Genomic DNA, 18,560 nt, shown 5'->3' with positions numbered 1-18,560 from the left:
AAGCAAAACAACTTTATTTAGAAGCCATCTTCTTATTAGCTACAGTTTTTCTCTTGCCCTTCCTAGTTCTTGCATTAGTTTTAGTTCTCTGACCTCTTAAGGGTAAACCTTTTCTATGTCTAAGTCCCCTATAACATGCAATATCCATAAGCCTTTTAATAGACATAGCTAACTCACTTCTAAGCTTCCCCTCAACAACATACTCACTCTCAATTATTTTTCTAAGCTTATTAACTTCATCATTATCCAAATCTTTAGCTCTTTTATCTGGCAAAACACCTGTTTTTTCACAAATTTCTAAAGCTCTAGCTCTTCCTATTCCATAAATAGACGTAAGAGCAATCTGAAGTTGTTTGTTATTTGGCAAATCTATTCCTGCTATTCTAGCCATTTTTTCCCCTTATTTTTGTCTTTGTTTGTGTTTAAGATTATCACAAATAATCCTTAAAACACCTTTTCTCTTTATTACTTTACACTTTTCACAAATTGGCTTTACACTTACTCTAACTTTCATAAATTACTCCTAAATTTTCTGCAAAAAAGCATACTTTTTGCCAGTTCCACGAGACAATCCTTGGGTCTTTAAATATGCATCAATCTGAATTAATGTATCAAGAGCTACTCCTACCATAATAAGCAATGAAGAACTACCCATAATCCTTGAGACATCATAAGGAAATCTAAAAATATTTTGCACTAAAAATGGAATAATTGCAATAATAGACAGAAAAATAGAACCTGAAAATAATGTCCTATTCATAATCTTATCCAAATAACCCTCCATCTCATCTGCCTTTATACCCGGAATAGTTCCCCCATTTTTTCGAATATTATTACTTATATCTTTTGGACTTAATTGTATCTTTGAATAAAAATAGGTAAATCCTATTATTAAAACTACATTCAATAAAGTATAATAAAGCCCATTGGGTCTTAAATAAGATAAAATTTGTCTTGACATAACAGAAGTTCCAGCAAATCCACTCAAAATTTGCAAAGGCAAGGTAATAAGCACAGATGCAAAAATAACAGGCAAAACACCTGACGGGTTAAGCTTGATTGGTAAATAAGAACTAACTGTATTCCTGGAGTTTGCTCTAGCATAATGAATAGCAATTCGTCTTTGTGCCTTATACTCATATATGATCAATATCACAACTAAAATAAAAACACCTAGCACTAATATCACAAAAACAGGATTAATATTTTGCAATGGATCTCGCATGCTTTGAAAAAGATTAAATAAAGCTGCTTGAAGTCTAACTACTATTCCTGAAAAGATTATTAAAGATACACCATTTCCAATTCCTCTCTGATTAATTTGCTCACCAAGCCATAAAAGAACAAAAGTACCTGTTGTAACTGTCAAAATAGCAACGAAAATGTACCTATAAAAAGGTATATTAAGCGCTCCTGGAATACTTTTGGCATAAAGACTAGTAGCATATCCTTGGGCTACTGCAGTAACAATAGTTAGATATTTTGTGTATTTTTTAATTTTTTTCCTTCCATTATCCCCTTCTTGCATCTTCTTAAGAGAAGGAAAAGAATAAACAAGAAGTTGAATAATAATTGATGCTGAAATATAAGGACCTATGCTAAGCATAAATATGGAAAAATTACTAAAAGCACCACCTGAAAAAAAATCAAAATAATTAGTAATTGAAAAATCTGACTGGGATTTAAAATAACTTCTAAGAGCTACAGGATCTACTCCTGGTATTGGCAAGTAAGAACCCACTCTAAAAATAAAAAGAATAAACAGAGTAAATAAAAATTTGCTCCTTAAATCCTTAATTGAAAATAAATTAAAAAACAAACCTTTCATTTCACTACCATTCTAAAGTAATTTAATACTACAACCAATTTTTGTTGCCAATTCCTCAGCGGATTTCGAAATACGAGTAACTTCAAAATTCACCTTCTTAGTAAGCCCGCCATTAGCCAAAATCTTGATCTTTTTCTTATTCTTGCCTACAAGCCCTTTTTCTAACAAAGTACTATAATTTACTAAATCTCCAGTTTCAAATTTTCTATCTATGTCCCCAAGTCCCACAATCTCATACTTTACCTTATAATCATGATTGGAAAAACCTCTTCTTGGAAGTCTTCTATAAAGAGGAGTTTGTCCCCCTTCAAAACCAATCCTTGGTGAACTATTTCTAGCTTTTTGTCCCTTTTGTCCTCTACCAGAGGTCTTTCCAAGCCCAGAACCTGGACCCCTACCAACAATTTTTCGAGACTTATTAGCCCCTGAAGGTCTACTTAGCTTAATCATTTTTTACCTCACTTAATAAAACCATGCTAATTACACTATTAAGCATCCCTTTAAGAGACTTATTTAAAACATGAATTTTTCTATCTCCTATCCTCTTAAGACCCAAAGCTTTCAATGTCTTAACCTTACTATCTAATTTTCCAATAAGACTTCTCTTAAGCTCAACTTCGACCTTAATGTCACTCTTAGCAAGAATTTCTCTATTTATTGCCATTTTCTGAATAAAAGCTCTATTCTTAGCTCTAGATCTTGACGCTTTAAATCTAGCTTTTTTAAGCTGAAGTCGTAATTTTCTCTTAATCATAAACTAACTCCATAAAGTCCTTAAAGTTTTACCTCTTATTGCTGCCACCTTTCTAGCATCTAAAACCAAATCAAATGCTTTAAAAGTCGCCTTTACCACATTCATAGAATTATTTGAACCAAGAGATTTACTTAAAATATCATGGACTCCCAATGCTTCCATGACAGCACGAACAGGTCCACCTGCAATAATACCAGTACCTTGGGTTGCTGGTTTAATTAAAACTTTAGCTTTTTTAAAATCCCCAATGACCATATTAGGAAGAGTACCCTTTTTAATAGGAACAGCTCTTAAGTTTTTCCTAGCATTAGTTAAACTCTTCTTTATTGCATCACTAGCATCATTAGCCTTGCCAAATCCCCAGCCAACATGACCCTCACCATCACCAACAACCATAAAAGCAGAAAAAGAAAACCTTCTCCCACCCTTTACAACCTTAGTAACTCTATTTAATGATATTAATTTCTCTATTTGCTTCTTATGAACTTGAGCTTCCACTATAATTCCCCCTAAACATCAATACCGGCTTCACGCAAAGAAGTTGCAAAACTTGCAATAAGGCCATGATATTTATAACCATTTCTATCAAAAATAAGCCTACTTATGTTCTTATCTTTAAGTCTCTTTGCAAGAACTTCACCTAGCTTCTTTATATCATCAATATTTTTGTTCAATTTAAGGTCCTTCTCAAGGGTAGAAACACTGGCAAGAGTATGACCTGCCACATCATCAACGACTTGAACATAAAAATATTTATTAGATTTAAAAACTGTAACCCTAGGCCTATCTGCAACACCAAAGCCAATTCTATCTCTTATTCTCTTCTTACGTTTTATATTTCTTTTTTCAGCTTCTTTTACTTTTTTCATAAATACTCACCTAAAACCTATTTTTTTACGCCTGATTTTCCTACTTTTCGTCTGCCTACTTCATTATCATATCTAATCCCTTTACCCTTATATGGCTCTGGAACCCTTAAACTTCTAATCTCAGCAGCAACCTGTCCAACTCTGCACTTATCTATACCCTCAACAGCAATTTTGATATTACCATCAAGTCGAATATTAATTCCTTCAGGAATTACATACTCAAATTGAGTTGAATATCCCAAGTTAAAGAAAAGACTCGTTCCTTGTTGCTCAACCCTATACCCTATACCATTAATAGTGAGGGATTTTGAAAATCCATCAGATACTCCCTTAACCATATTAGAAATCAAACTTCTATAAAGCCCATGAAAAGCTCTTGTCTGTTTATCGTCCAAAGAACGCTCAACAATAATATTACTATCCTCAACTCTAACCTGAATGCTACTCTTTATTTCTTGGCTTAATTTGCCTCTCTTGCCCTCAACTGTTACTATGTTGTCATTAATATCAACTTTCACAGAATCAACTATCTTTATAGGAAGTTTACCAATACGTGACATAATTTACCTACCTCTTAAACCTTACCAAACTGAGCAAATTAGCTCACCACCTACTTTATTATCTTTAGCTTGCTTACCAGTAATAACACCTTTTGAAGAAGACACTATTAATATGCCATACCCATTTTTTATTCTTGGCATATTTTTGTATGAAGAATAAACTTTTCTACCAGGAGTTGAAATAGCATCTATTCTATTTATAGCCGGATTTCTCTTATTATCATAATTTAGTATTGCCTTAATAAAAGAAAGGCCCTTATTATCAAAAACATTATAACTCTTAATATACCCTTCTTCCTTTAAAATGCCTAAGATAGACTTATTTATTTTAGACATCTTTAAGTCTACAGACTCATGCTTAACCCTACTTGCATTTCTTATCTTAGTTAACATATCTCCCACTGAATGCGTAACAGCCATAAATTCTCCTTACCAGCTTGATTTTGAGACACCAGGAATTAATCCTGCAGATGCATGCTTCCTAAAACATATACGACACATACTAAAATCTCTCATATACCCCTTGGGACGCCCACATAACTTACATCTATTATTTTGTCTTGTTTTATATTTTGGCTTTCGTAAGGCCTTAACTATCATTGATTTTTTAGCCATAAATAAAAACTCCTTTAATTACTAAATGGCATACCAAACTTAGAAAGCAAAGCTTTACCTTCTTTGTCGTTTAAAGCCGTAGTCACTATTGTAATATTCAAGCCAGATATCCTTTCTATTTTATCATAATCTATTTCAGAAAATATTATTTGCTCTGCTATCCCAAAAGAGTAATTACCATTACCATCAAAAGCATTGCCATTTACACCTCTAAAATCTTTAACACGAGGCAATGCTAAATTAATAAGCTTATATAAAAACTCATACATAATATTACCCCGAAGCGTAACCTTAGCCCCTATCTCTTGACCTTGTCTAATCTTAAATCCAGCAATGGCTTTCTTAGCCTTTGTCTTAACAGCCCGTTGCCCAGTAATTTGACTAAGCTCCGAAATAGCTGAATCTAAAAGCTTTTTATTTTTAACAGCATCACCCACTCCCATAGAAACAACAATTTTCTCTATTTTTGGCGCCTGCATAATAGATTTATAGTGAAATTCACTAACAAGCTCTTTTATAATATTACTTTTATAATGCCTCTTTAACTCAGGAACATAACTCATAAGCTAAACATTCTCCCCATTCTTTTTAAGATATCGCTTTTTTTCATTATTTTCAAATTTAATCCCTATTCTTGAAGTTATACCATTTGAAAATAACATTACATTTGAAATATCTACAGGTGCTTCCTTATCAATTATCTTGCCCTTCTCTTGAGGGGTTCTTGCCTTAATAACTTTCTTAACCATATTACAAGATTTAACAACAACCTTAAGATTTTTTCTATCTATGCTAACAATTTCACCCGTCTTCCCTCTATCCTTACCACAAAGAATCTTTACATTATCACCTACTTTCAATTTTGTCTTCATAAATAGCCCCTTATATTACCTCTGAAGCTAATGAAACAACTTTCATAAAGTTAGCATCCCTTAGCTCCCTTGCAACAGGTCCAAAAACTCTCTTGCCCCTTGGATTCAAATTAGCATCAAGTATAACACATGCATTATCATCAAATCTAACATAAGTCCCATTCTTGCGTCTTATCTCTTTTGATGTTCTAACAACTACAGCTTTATGCACATCTCCCTTCTTAACAGGTGAATTGGGAATTGCTTGCTTCACAGCAACAACTATTATGTCTCCAACCCTAGCATATCGTCTTTTACTTCCACCAAGAACTTTTATACACTGTGCAATCTTACCACCAGTATTATCAGCAACTGTTAAATATGTCTGCATCTGCACCATAATCAATCTCCTCTATAAAAATGACTGGAATTACTTTGACCTCTCCAAAATTTCACCAAGCATCCATCTTTTCTCTTTACTAATGGGCCTGGACTCAATAATTCTTACCTTATCCCCAAGTCTTGATTCTTCTCTCTCATCATGAGCTTTAACTCGTTTACTCACTCTTAAGTATTTATGATAGATAGGATGCATTTTTCTTTGAACAATTTCAACAACTATTGTTTTACTCATCTTATCACTAACAACCTTTCCAATTAGCTCTTTCTTATTTTCCCTTGCCATAATACTTAAACCTTCCTAATACCTATTGCATATTCATGAACTATTGTATTAAGCCTTGCGATATCTCGCCTCAGCTCCCGTCTTTTTAAAGGATTCTCAACATGACCAACCACAGCCTTAAATCTTAAGTCCATATATTCTTTTCTTAAAGCCAATCTCTTAGCTTTTACATCCTCAAGAGTAAGATCCTTAAATTTTTTTAACATAATTCACCTCAAATCTCGCCTTACTACAAATGCAGTCTTAACCGGGAGCTTAGAACTGGCAAGCATCATAGCTGCCTCAGCAAGTTCTCTAGGCACTCCAGCCATCTCAAACATAACAGTCCCAATCTTAACAGGAGCATTCCAATGATCAACTCCTCCCTTGCCCTTACCCATTCTTGTTTCAGCAGGCTTCTTGGTATAAGGTACATCTGGAAATATTCTGATCCAAACCTTACCCCCCCTTTTAACCCTACGAGTCATAGCAACACGGGCTGCTTCAATTTGCCTTGCAGTAATAAAATATGTATCAAGAGAAACAAGTCCATATTCTCCAAAAGATATTTTGTTACCCTTATGAGCCTCTCCAGAAAGTCTTCCTCTTTGCTTTTTTCTATATTTAACCTTCTTAGGACTTAACATTTAACGCTCCTTAAAGATTCTAGACATCAGAACCATTTTTCCTTTTAAAATCATTATTGGACTTAGATCCAAGTTCTAATTTTTCTTTAGAAAATTTATCGTCACTTAAAACTTTTCTACCCCTATCATCTACTCTACTCTTGCCAAAATGCTCACTCTTTTCTCTTGAAGATTTTCTGTTAATTACCTGACCAGCATCTGAATTAGTCTGTTTTCCTAAAACTTCTCCCTTAAACAACCAAACTTTAACACCAATAACACCATAAGTTGTCTGAGCCTCAGCAAAACCATAGTCTATATTAGCCCTAAGAGTATGTAAAGGAATCCGTCCTTCTTTAACTTCAAAATTTCTGGCAATCTCAGCCCCACCAAGTCTGCCTGAGACTTTTATTTTTGCACCTTGAACACCTTTGGAAATAGAAGATAAAAGTGAAGACTTTAAAAGTTTCCTATAAGAAGCTCTATTCTCAAGCTGCTTTGCTATCCCATTAGCAACAATTTGTGCATCAAATTCTGGCTTCTTAATCTCTTTTATTTTAATATTAATCTTTTTAGATATTTTTCTAGTTAATAACTGCCCAATTTTTTCAAGATTGGCGCCCTTAACTCCAATAACAGAACCAGGTCTTGGAGTAGAGACTACTACTGTCACTCTTTGAAGATTATTTCTAATAATTTCTATGTCGGAAATATCAAATTTAATGCCTTTAAAAAACTTCATAATTTCTCGTCTTATTAAGAAATCTTCGTGAAGAATCTCAGAGTATAATTTTTTATCAAAATACCACTTTGATTTCCAATCCCTATTAATCTTAATTCTTAAACTGTAAGGATGTACTTTTTGACCCATATCTTATTCTCCACCATACATCTTTTCATAAACTTCGACAAAAATATGACAACTTCTATTAACAAGCCTATCTGCTCTACCTCTAGCTCTAGGCCAAATGCTCCTACGCTTTCTTCCATCGTCTACCATGACTGTCTTTACAAATATCATATCTTCAGAAAGATTCCTATTATGATACATAGCATTCGATGCTGCTGACTTGACCACTTTACCTAAAAGTTTAGCACCTTTATTGGGCATAGAATAAAGTATTGCAACAGCCTCAATATAAGGTTTGCCTCGTATATTATCGGCTATAGGCCTTACTTTTTTTGGAGAAGATGGCAAATTCTTGCCTCTTGCAGTATATCTTCTATTTACAAACATAAACTCTACTTCCTTCCCTTCTTATCTGATTTAGCATGTCCTCTAAAAATTCTTGTAGGTGAAAATTCCCCAAGCTTATGCCCAACAAGATCCTCAGTAATATACACAGGAATAAAAGACTTCCCATTGTAAACAGATATAGTAAGACTTACCATCTCAGGAATTATTGTTGAAGCTCTAGAATAGGTTTTAATTACTACCCTTTTCTCTCTGCCAGAAGAGGCCAAAACTTTTTGATAAAGACTTTTTTCTATAAAAGGTCCTTTTTTAATAGATCTTGCCACTACACACTCCTACTTATTTCTTCTTTTAATGATAAATTTATCTGAGTACTTTTTCTTCTTCCGAGTCTTATATCCCTTAGCCGGCTGTCCCCAAGGAGATACAGGATGACGGCCACCAGAAGTCTTACCCTCACCACCTCCATGTGGATGGTCTACAGGATTCATCGCAACACCCCTTACTTTAGGCCTTTTGCCAAGCCATCTACTCTTACCAGCCTTACCAATAGAAACATTCACGTAATCTTCATTGCCAACTTCTCCAAGAGTTGCCATGCATTTCTTAAAAATCATGCGCATCTCGCCTGATGGAAGCTTAACTGTTACATAATCTCCCTCAGAAGCAAGCACCATCGCATATCCCCCAGCACCTCTTACAAGCTGTCCACCTTTTCCAATATTAAGCTCAATGTTATGCACTGTCTTACCAACAGGAATATTCTCAAGTGGCAAAGCATTACCAATCCTTATTGGAGAATTTGGACCGCTCTCTAAAATATCACCGACTTTAATTCCTTTAGGAGCAATAATATATCTCTTATCCCCATCTTTGTAAACAAGCAAAGCTATATTAGAACTTCTATTTGGATCATACTCAATAGATACAACTCGAGCAGGTATACCAAACTTATCCCTTCTGCCAAAGTCAATCTCTCTATACCGTCTTTTATGCCCTCCACCTCTTCTTCTAACACTAATTCTTCCAGAAGAATCTCTTCCAGCCCTAGATACCTTCCCTCTAGTTAAAGACTTCAAAGGGTCATTACCCTTACTCAACTCATCAAATGATAAAGTTGTCTTATAACGCAAAGATGAAGTTTTTGGCCTATAAGTCTTAATACCCATATTTTTCTCCAAACCTACTAAAAAATATCTATCTTATCTTCTTTTTTAAGATAAACATACGCCTTTTTCCATGAAGAAGTTTTCCCTTTGCCAATAGGATAACCTTTTCTTGACACAACCATTTTAACCTTGCTCTTAACATTAAGCAAATTACATGATATTGGAGTAACATTAAAAAGCGCCTTAATAGCAGCACCAATCTCTTTTTTATTTGCTTGCTTTTTAACCTTAAAAGCATAAACATTCATACTCTCTCTTTGAAAATTAGTTTTCTCAGTAAGCATAGGCGAAATTATTATATCATAAGCTCTCATAACTCATCCCTACTATCCATCTTATTTAACATAAAGCTCATTAAGCCCATTAACAGCAGACTCAAGTGCTATTAAATTTTTAGCATAAAATAAATCAACAACTCTAAGTCTATTGAACGATAAAATCTTTAAATCTCTTATATTGCGTCCTGCTCTTTTAACCATCTGATCATCATTGCCCAATAAAATTACTGTCTTACCATTAATCTTTACAAAATGCTTCATTATCAAAGCAAGCTCTCTTGTCTTTCCTGATTCAATAGTAAAATTTTCAACAATCTTTAATCTATCTTCTACAGATGCACATAGACTTAAAACAGATCTAAAAGCAAGTCGTTTAACTTTCTTTGGAAGCTTATAACTATAGTCCCTTGGTTTCGGACCTAAAGCTATACCTCCACCAACCCAAACTGGATTTCTCTTAGTACCAACTCTTGCACGTCCTGTACCTTTTTGTTTCCAAGGCTTCTTTGAACTACCTCTAACCTCAGACCTAGTTTTAGTTGAAGCTGTTCCAACTCTAAGATTAGCTAGCTCATTATTAATAGCATTATATATAGAACCATAACTAATATCTATATTAAAAACTCCATCCTCTAAATCTATAGTTCGAAGTTCTTGTCCATCCTTAGAAAAAACTTTTCTTTCCATACTAAACACCCACTTTTTTTGCCTTTTTAACAATAACAAAAGAACCCTTAACTCCTGGCACAGCTCCTTTTACCAAAATGGCTCTTTTCTCCTCATCAATAAAAACAACTTCAAGATTTTGAATAGTTTGTTGCTCTCCACCCATTCTGCCAGCCATTTTAGTGCCCTTAAAGGTTCTAGAAGGTGTAGCAGCTTGACCTGTACTACCAAGATGTCTATGAAACTTAGAACCATGCGAAGATGGACCACCACTAAAATTATGTCTCTTCATAGCCCCTTGAAAACCTTTACCTTTAGTAGTACCAGTAATATCTACATACTTAATCTCTTTAAAAGCATCAAGACCGACCTCATCACCAGCATCATAACCTTTAAGCCCCTTAAATTCTATCACATATCTCTTAGGCTCAACATTCTCTAGGTTTTTATATTGACCTCTTATAGGTTTTGAAATTTTAGAACTCTTAAGATCTACAGAACCCATTATCAGAGCATCATACCCATCTCTCTCTACCGTCTTTTTTCCTATAATATAATTGGGCTCAAATTCTATCACCGTCACAGGCACCACAACTCCATTGCCTTGAAAGACCTGCGTCATGCCAACTTTTTTTCCAATCAATCCCAACATTAAAACACCTCAAATTCATAACTTAAAAAATCTATTTACTGCTTAATATCAACCTCCACTCCTGCAGGAAGCTCTAATTTCATTAAAGAATCCATTAAAGCAGAAGTAGGCTCTAAAATATCAATAAGCCTCTTATGAGTTCTCATTTCAAACTGTTCTCTTGATTTTTTATTAACATGAGGAGAACGCAAAACAGTATATTTCTTTATCTTTGTCGGCAAAGGAATAGGACCCTTAATTTGCGCCTTAGATTTTTGAACAGCCCTAACAATAGATTCAGCACTCTGATCTAATATCTTAACATCAAAACTAAAAAGTCTTACCCGTATCTTATCTTTAGTAATCAATTTATTCTCCTAAACTTTAGAGATATAAAAACCCCTAAACCCTACACTATTCCAATATTTCAAGAATCCTTCCTGAAGCAACTGTTCTGCCACCTTCTCTAACAGCAAACTCAACATTTTTATCCATAGCTATTAAAGATATAAGTTCAACAACAATGTCAACATTATCTCCAGGCATAACCATTTCCTTGCCCTCTAAGCTAACCATACCTGTAACATCTGTTGTTCTAAAGAAAAACTGTGGTCTATATCCTGAAAAGAATGGTTTATGTCTTCCGCCTTCTTCCTTAGTTAGACAATATATAGAAGCCTTGAACTTTTTATGAGGAGTAATTGTACCAATAGCAGCAATAACCTGACCTCTCTCAACATCCTTTTTATCAACCCCTCTTAACAAAAGACCAACATTATCCCCTGCCTCACCTTGCTCAAGAATCTTTTGAAACATTTCAACACCAGTAACAGTTGTCTTTCTGGTTTCTCTAATTCCAACGATTTCAACTTCTTGTCCAACCTTAATAATACCTCTTTCAATACGACCAGTAGCAACAGTACCACGTCCAGAGATAGAGAAAACATCTTCAACAGCAAGCAAAAATGGCTTATCAATATCTCTCTCAGGAAGATCAAAATAACTATCCATAGTCTCAAGAAGTTCCTTTATGCATTTTGTAGCTTCAGGATCATCAGGATTTGACATAGCCCCAAAAGCCGAACCCTTGACTATTGGTGTATCACTAGGGAATCCATATTTTTCAACAAGTTCCAAAACTTCAACTTCAACAAGTTCAACAAGTTCAGGATCTGCTAAATCTAATTTATTTAAAAACACTATTATCTTCTTTATTCCCATTCGCTGTGCAAGAAGTAAATGCTCTTTTGTCTGGGGCTCTGCTCCACTATCAGCAGCAACTAATAATATTGCCGCATCCATCTGAGCTGCACCTGTAATCATATTTTTAATATAGTCAGCGTGTCCGGGACAATCAACGTGAGCATAATGCCTACCGGTAGTTTCATACTCAATATGTCTGGCATTAATTGTTATTCCTCTTGCTTTCTCTTCAGGCGCATTATCAATATCTTCATACTTAAGCGCCTTAGCATCTTTATTTACCTTTGAACAATAAATACTAATAGCTGCAGTTAATGTTGTCTTACCATGGTCAACGTGCCCTATTGTACCTACATTCATATGCGGCTTTGTTCTCTGAAAAACTTCCTTAGCCATGAATCACCTCCCAAAATTTATACTCTCAATTTTTACCTATTCTTCAAAACTCTTATTTTAAGAATCCTATTTTGTTTCTATATTAAGATACAACAATCATAAAATAAGTAAAACTACTATATTTAAAAACATAACTTCTTAGAAATTGACCCGATTTTTCGTGTTTTTCTAAAAGAATTCTTAATAACTCTATCAGTCTACATATTATTTAAAATATAGTCAATACGTTTAAACATCTTAATATAAAATATATAAAACAAGCAATATTGTGCTAAGGCACAGTTGACAATCATAAAGAAAAGTTAAATTTTAAGAAAATAATGATATGAATATTAAAATTTACTTATTATTCTAAGCTTACAGTTAAAAAGATTACAATAAAATAACAATATGTCACGACACGATTTGAAACATAGACTATTAAACAGTATTACAATATTCATTGTATCCATAACTATATCATGTATAAAAAACAATTCCGTAAAATCAAAAGAAATCAGCAAAGAGATTACCCATATTATCAGCATAAAGAAAAATACAGAAAAGATTGAAATTGTAAGATTTCATACCAACAATAAAAACGAATTAATCATTACTCTTAAAAACAACAGAAAAATAGATATAAAGCAAAATTCATTAGCAATTTTTAAAAAAGGAAATAAAACCGGTCATCTAATTAAAGAAGGCATTAAAGCAAAAGAAGAAAAAACTTTTAAAGTAAATATCAATATCAATAAGAAACAAAAAAATATATTTTATATATTTTTAAAACAAGATTAATTTATCAATATCCAATTTTATATAATTTCTTTATTACTAATATAAATATTACTCACTCTTGATTTCTAATCCAACCAACATAAAACTAACATAAAATAAACCAAAACATGATCATTAAATTGATTATAATTTTTTCTGGTAAGAATTATTAAAAATAATGCTCTCTGACAAGACTCTAGCATCTTGAACTAAAGAACTTAAGTTAAAATATGATGCAAATCAATCCCAATTTATAAATTAATATTATTGTATCTTCGTCCAATATCTAGTAAAAGTTAAACACACCACAATAATCAAAGCCACATAATGTGAAATTATAAAAGCATACCCCAACGAATCTTCTATAACTCCAAAATATTGGAAAATAAACACAACTGGCAAGCGAACAATCCAAAGACGAATACAACTAACAATCATAAAAAGCTTTGTAAGTCCTACACCTATCAATCCTCCAAAAAAAACTTGTTGCAATCCAAATCCAACAGTTCCAATTGATGTCAATAATAAATAACGATTAGCATAATCGAAAACTTCTAAATCATCTGTAAACATCTTTATTATAATCTCCCTAAAAGATATTATGGATGATGCAATTGTTAGCATTATTACCAAGGTAACAAGAAATCCCTTTTTTAAAGTATCTCCTACCCTGCTAATATTTTTTGCACCAAGATTTTGTCCAACAATTGAAACAATTCCAGTACCAATACTCATTCCAGGAAGAAGTAAAAAAGAAATAATATTATTAGCCATTCCATAAGCAGCTAAAAATTTTGAGCCAATTCGAATTACAATATAATTAAGAACTAAAAAAGACAGAGAAGCCATCATCTGTCCAAAAGCCGCTGGAAGACCTAAGTTAACAATCTTTATTATTATAGCAATATCTGGAACAATATCCTTTAAGCGCACTTTAAGTCCACAATTTAATCTATAAGTAAAAAAAAGATAAGAAACAACTGTCATTAATTTTGCAAAAAGAGTAGACCAAGCAGCACCAGCAATACCTAAATTACAAGTAAACATTAAAATTGGATCAAGAATAAAATTAATAATATTTGCAACCAAAATTAATATCATCGAAATGACAGTTTCGCCTTGAGCATTTAATATGTATATAACAGCAATACTTAAAAACATTATGGGTATCGCATAGATTACGACATAAAAATAAGCTTTTGTAAGCTCTTTAAGTTCGCCACTTACACCCATAACATCTAAAATAAGATCTATAAATATTAAAACTAAAACTGTAACAAATAAAGACAATACAAAATTTAAAAATATTAATTGCCCTGCATATTTTGAAAACTTAGCAAAAGTCTCTTCCCCAATACATCTAGACATTAATGATACGCTTCCTGTAGCCATTCCCATAGCAAAAACCATAATAAGGAAATTAATAGGACCAGTAAGAGATAATGCAGCAAGCGGCATAGCTCCAAGCTTTCCAACGTAAAACATATCCACCAATTCATAAAAAGCCTGAAACACATTAGTTGCCACGATAGGGAAACTGATAACTAAAAGTACTCGATATAAATTGCCTTCCAATATTAATTTTCTAATTTTAGTTCTACTTGTTAACATAAAAATATACCTTGCATTCTATTATACTAACAAATTGGCAAGTTTTATGAAAAAGCACGCTTTTATTTAAGTCTAAAAAATAGATAAAATAGATTGTGAAACTTATGCAAATATATGACTAACCCATAAATCTGGATAACACTAAAAATAACATTCTCTTATCTTCCCTCTCTTAAAAAGCAACCTTACTTTTACCTAACAAAAATAAAATTTATTGCTCTTTCACTCTCTTAATCTTTGCTCCCAGAGAACTTAACTTGGTAACAACATCCTCATATCCTCTCTCAATTTGATAAACATTTTGAATACGACTCTTACCCTCAGCACAAAGAGCTGCAATAAGCAAAGACATACCAGCCCTAACATCAGGAGAGGACACATTACTTCCCTTAAGAATGGTTTTCCCCGTAACTACCACACGATGGGGATCACAAAGAACGATCTGAGCACCCATTTTAATAAGCTTGTCTACAAAAAACATTCTTGATTCAAACATTTTCTCAAAAATAAGAACAGTTCCTTGAACTTGAGTTGCAGTTACTATAATTATACTCATAAGATCTGTTGGAAAAGCTGGCCATGGTCCGTCATCAATTTTGGGAATATGTCCCCCAAAATCTAATTTCACCTTTAAATCCTGTTGTTCCTTAACATATATATTTTCGTTGTCATACTCAAAATTAATACCAAGCCTTGAATATACATGCCTTATTAAAACAAAATTCTTAGGATCAGCTTTGTTAATCTCAAGCTCACCCCCTGTTAATGCAGAAAGACTAATTAAAGAACCTACCTGCATGAAATCAGCACCTATGCGAAATCTAGTTCCACTTAATTTTTTTACGCCCTTTATTCTAATCATATTAGAACCAATACCAGAAATATCAGCACCCATAGCATTCAACATGTTACATAAATCTTGCACATGCGGTTCACATGCAGCATTCATTATCACGGTCTCACCAACAGCAAGAACAGCGGCCATAATAATATTCTCAGTGGCAGTAACTGATGCCTCATCTAAAAACATTTCAGCACCAACCAATTTATCTATTTCTAAAACAATCCGTTCTCTCTCTATTAACTTAGCACCAAGCCTACCAAGTCCATAAAAATGAGTATCAAGACGCCTTTTGCCAATAACATCTCCACCAGGGGGAGCAATATCGATTCTACCACACCTAGCAAGTATAGGCCCCACTAACAAAATTGAGGCTCTAATTAAATCCGTCAAGGAAGAATCTAACTCTGTTTTTACAATATTTAAAGCCTTAATTTTAAGGATATTACCTTCCCTTAATACTTCAGTCCCTATGTCCTTTAAAATTTGTAAAATAACTTCTACATCTTTAATATCTGGAATATTTTCTAAAATAACCTCTTCATCTGTAAGCAATGCCGCTACAATGCAAGGCAAAGCTGCATTCTTATTTCCACTGGCTGTTATCTTTCCACCTATTTTAAAACCACCCTCTAAAAGATAGCTATACATTATTACCTCCAAACTAAACAAGCTTACATAAATAAAAACACAGTTTAGAAAATTAAAAGTGTCGTTTTAAACGTCATTATTATTCTCAAGACTAGCATCAAAATCGATGTATTCCCTTACAACTTCAACCACTAAAGCTTTCCCATCATTAATCTCAACTATAACACCATTAAAACCAAGTCCATCCCAAGATTCAGTAAATCGATTATTTAAAAGACCTCGTAAGAATTTATCTATCTCAAATTTAGGTGCATATCCAATAACACTATTTAAACTGCCAACTCTACCAAGATCAGTAATAACTGCAGTATGATCAAAAATTCTAAGATCTGCTGTTAATATTCTCTTACCAATACCCAGACAAGCACTAACTCTAGATTTTAGATAAAAAAACATGGCATTAACCTCAGCAGTAGTATTTGAATCAAAGAGTACAATTATATTATTAGTATGTAACTTAATTTTTTCGTAAAAATAATCAAAAGCAAAAAAAGGATTATTAAAATTATATTTTGTAATTCCTGTCTGCCCAACAAGCCTAATTACGGCAACCTTACTGCCATTAACATTGTAAATAAAATAAGAATAACCTTTTAATTTGGCAGGACAATTTAAAGGTTTTAAAATAAAATTATATTTATCAAGTTCATCACTAAGTCCAGCTCTTATAAACGCATTTTCTCCTAAAGTTAAAACATCAATACCATACTTTTTTAGTAAAAATGCATGTCTTTTACACAGGCCTCGAAACCCTGTAGTAAAATTATTACCAGATATCACAAAATCAATGCCCTTTCTTTGTTTAAAAGAAGACAAAAAATTCTTAATCACAATAATGCCAGGCTTGCCTATAACTTCCCCAGCAACTAAAATCCGCAAACTCACCAAAGCCTCTCTCTTTATTTATCCAGATTAAAAAACTTAGAAATAATTTTTTTTAAAAAAATATTTGATACAAAATAGCTTATCACAATTGAAATAATAATCATAAAAAAAACCAAAATAAACTGAAAAACAGAAGAAACAATAATATTTAGTTTAGCAATAAAAAGAAATTCAATAAAAAAAACCAAAAACATTAAAGCTAAATTAATTAATGAACATAAAATAAAGTATAAAATCTTCATAAATCGGTACTTTTATTTTTGGCAAACAAATCATAAATTATAAATAAAGTTATTCCAATAACAACATAACTGTCTGCAAAGTTAAAAGTTGGCCATCTTTGAAGGCCAAAAATGCCAAAAAATTTTACGTCCAAGAAGTCCACAACCCCTAAAGATCGAAAAAGTCTATCAATAATATTTCCAATACCACCAGATAAAATCAATATAAAAGCAATTCTAGCTATTTTACTAGTTTCTTTTAAAACAAAATAAAAAACAAAAACTAAAATAATAATAGGAATTACAAGAAAAAACAAATTTTTCAAGCTAGAATGAATATTCGCACCTATTGAAAATAAAATCCCAGTATTTCTCACATGTATTATTTTAAAAAAATCGCCAAAAAAAGATAAATATTCAGTTCCAATGCTAATATATTTAACAACCAAATACTTAGACCATTGATCAATAAAAACTAAAATAGAGATAAATATAACACTGCTAGTTAATCTGTTTCTATCTATATTCATATAAAAATCCTTATAAATTAGTATCTTTTAAAATAAAATTAACCTCTAATTCCTTCCAACTCCTAAAATATTCCATTAATTTGATTAAACCAAATGTTTCAGTAAAATAATGACCAGCAAATATTAAATTCACACCATATTCTTCAGCTAAAGGATATATCTGATGGGAGGTATCCCCTGTTATGAACAAATCAATTCCATGTTCTAATGCTTCTTCAAAAAAAGAATATCCAGAACCACTAACAATAGCTACCTTATCAACATTTTCCTTAAATTTTTTGTAATAAAGAACATGTTTATTATGAATTTCAATTCTTTTTAAAATTTCAGAAAAATTAAATCCAGCAATAGAAATAATGCCTAAATTAATCCCTTTATAATTTGCAAAGGGAATAGAACTATGAAACCCCAAAAAATCAGATAATACTTTACTATGAGAATAAACAGGATGGGCATCCATCGGCAAATGAACACAATAAAGTGATAAATCATTATCAATAAGCCACTTAACTCTTTCGTACATCCCAGAAACAATTTTCTCTGATTTTGACCAAAAAATACCATGATGAGTGATTAAAAAATCATAATCTTTTGCTTCTCTTAAAGTTGCCATACTTGCATCAACAGCAAAAGCGACTCGCTTAACCCCAAGTTCTAAATTACCTACTTGAAGTCCATTAAGACTCCTATCAATATTCCTATAATCTTTCACCTTAAAAATTTCATCTAAATTGGATGATAACTCTTTAACAGTCAA

31 protein-coding genes are annotated in these 18,560 nt (G+C 32.6%); 1 reads left to right on the top strand and 30 read right to left on the bottom strand.

Going from position 1 to position 18,560, the window contains the following annotated elements; all coding sequences use genetic code 11:
• Positions 1-13: 13 nt before the first annotated feature.
• Genes rpsM through tuf form a run of 25 tightly spaced genes read right to left on the bottom strand, consistent with a single transcriptional unit; the run spans position 14 to position 12,305 of the window.
• On the bottom strand, positions 14-391 hold the full coding sequence (rpsM, locus tag bhYOR_RS02515) for a 30S ribosomal protein S13 (protein WP_025434058.1): 378 nt from the start codon (positions 389-391) through the stop codon (positions 14-16).
• A gap of 9 nt (positions 392-400) precedes the next feature.
• On the bottom strand, positions 401-514 hold the full coding sequence (rpmJ, locus tag bhYOR_RS02510; protein ID WP_002557090.1) for a 50S ribosomal protein L36: 114 nt from the start codon (positions 512-514) through the stop codon (positions 401-403).
• 9 nt (positions 515-523) lie between these two features.
• Positions 524-1,828, bottom strand: a complete 1,305-nt coding sequence (gene secY, locus bhYOR_RS02505; protein WP_025399822.1) for a preprotein translocase subunit SecY — start codon at positions 1,826-1,828, stop codon at positions 524-526.
• A gap of 12 nt (positions 1,829-1,840) precedes the next feature.
• Positions 1,841-2,278 carry a 50S ribosomal protein L15 gene (rplO, locus tag bhYOR_RS02500; RefSeq protein ID WP_025399821.1) on the bottom strand — a complete coding sequence of 146 codons (438 nt, stop codon included), beginning with the start codon at positions 2,276-2,278 and terminating at the stop codon, positions 1,841-1,843.
• A complete protein-coding gene (gene rpmD / locus bhYOR_RS02495) occupies positions 2,271-2,582 on the bottom strand; it encodes a 50S ribosomal protein L30 (protein WP_025399820.1) in 312 nt (103 codons plus the stop codon). The genes rplO and rpmD overlap by 8 nt, the downstream gene beginning before the upstream one ends.
• A gap of 3 nt (positions 2,583-2,585) precedes the next feature.
• Positions 2,586-3,080 carry a 30S ribosomal protein S5 gene (rpsE, locus tag bhYOR_RS02490; protein WP_086936081.1) on the bottom strand — a complete coding sequence of 165 codons (495 nt, stop codon included), beginning with the start codon at positions 3,078-3,080 and terminating at the stop codon, positions 2,586-2,588.
• 11 nt (positions 3,081-3,091) lie between these two features.
• The gene (rplR, locus tag bhYOR_RS02485; protein ID WP_025399818.1) at positions 3,092-3,451 is read right to left on the bottom strand and encodes a 50S ribosomal protein L18; all 360 of its coding nucleotides are present in this window, start codon (positions 3,449-3,451) and stop codon (positions 3,092-3,094) included.
• 17 nt (positions 3,452-3,468) lie between these two features.
• A complete protein-coding gene (gene rplF, locus bhYOR_RS02480) occupies positions 3,469-4,011 on the bottom strand; it encodes a 50S ribosomal protein L6 (protein ID WP_025434057.1) in 543 nt (180 codons plus the stop codon).
• Between the two features lie 21 nt (positions 4,012-4,032).
• Complete coding sequence (gene rpsH, locus bhYOR_RS02475; protein WP_025399816.1) at positions 4,033-4,431, bottom strand: 30S ribosomal protein S8; 399 nt, start codon at positions 4,429-4,431, stop codon at positions 4,033-4,035.
• Between the two features lie 9 nt (positions 4,432-4,440).
• Complete coding sequence (locus tag bhYOR_RS02470; RefSeq protein WP_025399815.1) at positions 4,441-4,626, bottom strand: type Z 30S ribosomal protein S14; 186 nt, start codon at positions 4,624-4,626, stop codon at positions 4,441-4,443.
• A 14-nt stretch (positions 4,627-4,640) separates the two neighbouring features.
• Positions 4,641-5,189, bottom strand: a complete 549-nt coding sequence (gene rplE / locus bhYOR_RS02465) for a 50S ribosomal protein L5 (protein WP_025434056.1) — start codon at positions 5,187-5,189, stop codon at positions 4,641-4,643.
• Between the two features lie 3 nt (positions 5,190-5,192).
• Positions 5,193-5,498: a 50S ribosomal protein L24 gene (gene rplX, locus bhYOR_RS02460; protein ID WP_025434055.1), complete on the bottom strand. Its 306-nt coding sequence runs from the start codon at positions 5,496-5,498 to the stop codon at positions 5,193-5,195.
• A gap of 10 nt (positions 5,499-5,508) precedes the next feature.
• Positions 5,509-5,877, bottom strand: coding sequence for a 50S ribosomal protein L14 (gene rplN / locus bhYOR_RS02455; protein ID WP_025399812.1), 369 nt, complete (start codon positions 5,875-5,877; stop codon positions 5,509-5,511).
• 30 nt (positions 5,878-5,907) lie between these two features.
• Positions 5,908-6,162, bottom strand: coding sequence for a 30S ribosomal protein S17 (rpsQ, locus tag bhYOR_RS02450; RefSeq protein ID WP_025434054.1), 255 nt, complete (start codon positions 6,160-6,162; stop codon positions 5,908-5,910).
• A 5-nt stretch (positions 6,163-6,167) separates the two neighbouring features.
• A complete protein-coding gene (rpmC, locus tag bhYOR_RS02445) occupies positions 6,168-6,368 on the bottom strand; it encodes a 50S ribosomal protein L29 (protein WP_025399810.1) in 201 nt (66 codons plus the stop codon).
• Between the two features lie 3 nt (positions 6,369-6,371).
• Positions 6,372-6,788, bottom strand: a complete 417-nt coding sequence (gene rplP / locus bhYOR_RS02440) for a 50S ribosomal protein L16 (protein ID WP_025399809.1) — start codon at positions 6,786-6,788, stop codon at positions 6,372-6,374.
• Between the two features lie 19 nt (positions 6,789-6,807).
• The gene (rpsC, locus tag bhYOR_RS02435) at positions 6,808-7,638 is read right to left on the bottom strand and encodes a 30S ribosomal protein S3 (RefSeq protein ID WP_025399808.1); all 831 of its coding nucleotides are present in this window, start codon (positions 7,636-7,638) and stop codon (positions 6,808-6,810) included.
• 3 nt (positions 7,639-7,641) lie between these two features.
• Complete coding sequence (gene rplV, locus bhYOR_RS02430; protein WP_025399807.1) at positions 7,642-8,004, bottom strand: 50S ribosomal protein L22; 363 nt, start codon at positions 8,002-8,004, stop codon at positions 7,642-7,644.
• A gap of 5 nt (positions 8,005-8,009) precedes the next feature.
• Positions 8,010-8,288: a 30S ribosomal protein S19 gene (gene rpsS / locus bhYOR_RS02425; protein ID WP_011772429.1), complete on the bottom strand. Its 279-nt coding sequence runs from the start codon at positions 8,286-8,288 to the stop codon at positions 8,010-8,012.
• 9 nt (positions 8,289-8,297) lie between these two features.
• Positions 8,298-9,131 (bottom strand): 50S ribosomal protein L2, encoded by an 834-nt coding sequence (gene rplB, locus bhYOR_RS02420; RefSeq protein ID WP_025434052.1) that lies wholly within the window; start codon positions 9,129-9,131, stop codon positions 8,298-8,300.
• Between the two features lie 17 nt (positions 9,132-9,148).
• Positions 9,149-9,445 carry a 50S ribosomal protein L23 gene (gene rplW, locus bhYOR_RS02415; RefSeq protein WP_025399805.1) on the bottom strand — a complete coding sequence of 99 codons (297 nt, stop codon included), beginning with the start codon at positions 9,443-9,445 and terminating at the stop codon, positions 9,149-9,151.
• 21 nt (positions 9,446-9,466) lie between these two features.
• Positions 9,467-10,096, bottom strand: coding sequence for a 50S ribosomal protein L4 (rplD, locus tag bhYOR_RS02410; RefSeq protein WP_025399804.1), 630 nt, complete (start codon positions 10,094-10,096; stop codon positions 9,467-9,469).
• Between the two features lies 1 nt (position 10,097).
• The gene (gene rplC, locus bhYOR_RS02405; RefSeq protein WP_025399803.1) at positions 10,098-10,727 is read right to left on the bottom strand and encodes a 50S ribosomal protein L3; all 630 of its coding nucleotides are present in this window, start codon (positions 10,725-10,727) and stop codon (positions 10,098-10,100) included.
• Positions 10,728-10,762: 35 nt separating this feature from the next.
• The gene (gene rpsJ / locus bhYOR_RS02400; RefSeq protein ID WP_011772424.1) at positions 10,763-11,074 is read right to left on the bottom strand and encodes a 30S ribosomal protein S10; all 312 of its coding nucleotides are present in this window, start codon (positions 11,072-11,074) and stop codon (positions 10,763-10,765) included.
• Between the two features lie 46 nt (positions 11,075-11,120).
• Entirely contained in the window at positions 11,121-12,305 is a 1,185-nt protein-coding gene (gene tuf, locus bhYOR_RS02395) for an elongation factor Tu (protein ID WP_025399802.1), read from the bottom strand.
• Positions 12,306-12,710: 405 nt separating this feature from the next.
• On the opposite strand from tuf, the gene bhYOR_RS02390 reads away from it, so the two are divergent.
• A complete protein-coding gene (locus tag bhYOR_RS02390; protein ID WP_407933124.1) occupies positions 12,711-13,085 on the top strand; it encodes a hypothetical protein in 375 nt (124 codons plus the stop codon).
• 243 nt (positions 13,086-13,328) lie between these two features.
• Here the strand turns inward: bhYOR_RS02390 and bhYOR_RS02385 are convergent, their stop codons facing one another.
• From bhYOR_RS02385 to bhYOR_RS02360, 5 genes are all read right to left on the bottom strand, one after another.
• On the bottom strand, positions 13,329-14,675 hold the full coding sequence (locus bhYOR_RS02385; RefSeq protein ID WP_025399800.1) for an MATE family efflux transporter: 1,347 nt from the start codon (positions 14,673-14,675) through the stop codon (positions 13,329-13,331).
• A gap of 211 nt (positions 14,676-14,886) precedes the next feature.
• Entirely contained in the window at positions 14,887-16,167 is a 1,281-nt protein-coding gene (murA, locus tag bhYOR_RS02380) for a UDP-N-acetylglucosamine 1-carboxyvinyltransferase (protein ID WP_025399799.1), read from the bottom strand.
• Positions 16,168-16,233: 66 nt separating this feature from the next.
• Positions 16,234-17,052, bottom strand: coding sequence for a TIGR00282 family metallophosphoesterase (locus tag bhYOR_RS02375; protein WP_025399798.1), 819 nt, complete (start codon positions 17,050-17,052; stop codon positions 16,234-16,236).
• 238 nt (positions 17,053-17,290) lie between these two features.
• On the bottom strand, positions 17,291-17,803 hold the full coding sequence (lspA, locus tag bhYOR_RS02365) for a signal peptidase II (RefSeq protein ID WP_025399796.1): 513 nt from the start codon (positions 17,801-17,803) through the stop codon (positions 17,291-17,293).
• A gap of 10 nt (positions 17,804-17,813) precedes the next feature.
• On the bottom strand, positions 17,814-18,560 hold the full coding sequence (locus tag bhYOR_RS02360; protein ID WP_025399795.1) for a Nif3-like dinuclear metal center hexameric protein: 747 nt from the start codon (positions 18,558-18,560) through the stop codon (positions 17,814-17,816).

The sequence above is a fragment of the Borrelia nietonii YOR genome, assembly GCF_023035795.1.
Lineage (GTDB): Bacteria > Spirochaetota > Spirochaetia > Borreliales > Borreliaceae > Borrelia > Borrelia hermsii.
Note: the sequence above shows the minus strand (reverse complement) of the source record. Positions and strands in the feature narration are given on the sequence as shown.